General features: G+C 71.1%; 1 protein-coding gene. It reads left to right on the top strand.

The annotated features are described in order from the left end of the window. A partial coding sequence (locus I6N91_RS16960; RefSeq protein ID WP_198814489.1) for a GuaB1 family IMP dehydrogenase-related protein occupies positions 1-1,452 on the top strand: 1,452 nt, incomplete at its 5' end. Between the last annotated feature and the right edge of the window lie 9 nt (positions 1,453-1,461).

Here is a 1,461-nt window from a genome sequence, read left to right as displayed (position 1 = left end):
ATGCGATTCATCAATGATCCGTCCACCGACCTGACCTATGCCGATGTGTTCCTGGTGCCCTCGGCCTCGGAGGTGGTCTCGCGTTTTGACGTGGATCTCTCCGCGGCCGACGGGACCGGTTCGACGATTCCCCTGGTGGTGGCGAACATGACCGCCGTGACCGGCCGGCGCATGGTCGAGACCATGGCACGCCGCGGCGGGCTGGGGGTGCTGCCGCAGGACGTGCCGGTGGAGGTCATCGCCGAGGTCACCGCCTGGGTCAAGAGCAGGCACACCGTCTTCGAGACGCCGCTGAAGCTGCGTCCGGGCAATACGGTCATCGACGCGCTGCACCTGATCAATAAGCGCGCCCACGGCGCGGTGGTCGTCGTGGACGAGGACGACCGGTACCTGGGGGTGGTGCGGGCCTCGGACTGCGAGGGGGTGGACCGCTTCGCCTCGCTGGAGTCCGTGATGCGGGTCAGTTCCCCGCCCATCGAGGCCGCCCGGTTCGACGGGGACCCCGCGGCCGGGCTGCGGGCGGTCTTCGCCGAACTCGACCGGGCCGGCACCCCGCTGGCACCGGTCACCCGGGAGGGGATCCTGCAGGGGGTCATCACCCGGGCCGGGGCGCTGCGCTCGACCATCTACACCCCGACCGTGGACACCAACGGTTCCCTGCGGGTGGCCGCCGCCGTGGGCATCAACGGCGACGTCGAGGCCAAGGCGGCCTCCCTGCTCGAGGCCGGCGTCGACGTCCTCGTCGTCGACACCGCCCACGGGCACCAGCGCAAGATGCTCGATGCCCTCAAGATCGTGCGCAGCCTGGACCCGAAGATCCCGATCGTGGCCGGGAACGTCGTCAGCGCCGACGGGGTGCGGGACCTCGTCGAGGCCGGCGCGGACATCGTGAAGGTCGGCGTCGGGCCCGGCGCCATGTGCACCACCCGGATGATGACCGCCGTCGGCCGGCCCCAGTTCTCCGCGGTCTACGAGGCCGCCACGGCGGCCCGCGAGCTCGGCGCCCATGTCTGGGCCGACGGCGGGGTCCGCTACCCCCGCGATGTGGCCCTGGCCCTGGCCGCCGGCGCCAGCCAGGTCATGATCGGGTCCTGGTTCGCCGGCACCTACGAGAGCCCCGGCGACCTGCACACCGACAGCGACGGGCGCCGCTACAAGGAAAGCTTCGGCATGGCCTCCGCAAGGGCGGTGCAGCACCGCACCCAGGCCGAGGACGTCTTCGCCCGGGCCCGCAAGGGACTCTTCGAAGAGGGCATCTCCACCTCCAAAATGTACCTGGACCCCGCCCGGCCCGGCGTGGAGGACCTGCTGGACATGATCACCGCCGGCGTGCGCAGCTCCATGACCTACGCCGGAGCCCGCACCCTGGCCGAATTCTCCGACCGCGCCCTGGTCGGCATCCAATCCGCCGCCGGCTACGAAGAAGGCCGCCCCCTCCCACAAAGCTGGTAACCGCACCGC

The sequence above is a fragment of the Arthrobacter sp. MSA 4-2 genome (genome assembly GCF_016405885.1).
Lineage (GTDB): Bacteria > Actinomycetota > Actinomycetes > Actinomycetales > Micrococcaceae > Arthrobacter_D.
The sequence above is the reverse complement of the archived record's forward strand: the minus strand, read 5'-3'. Positions and strand labels throughout refer to the sequence as shown.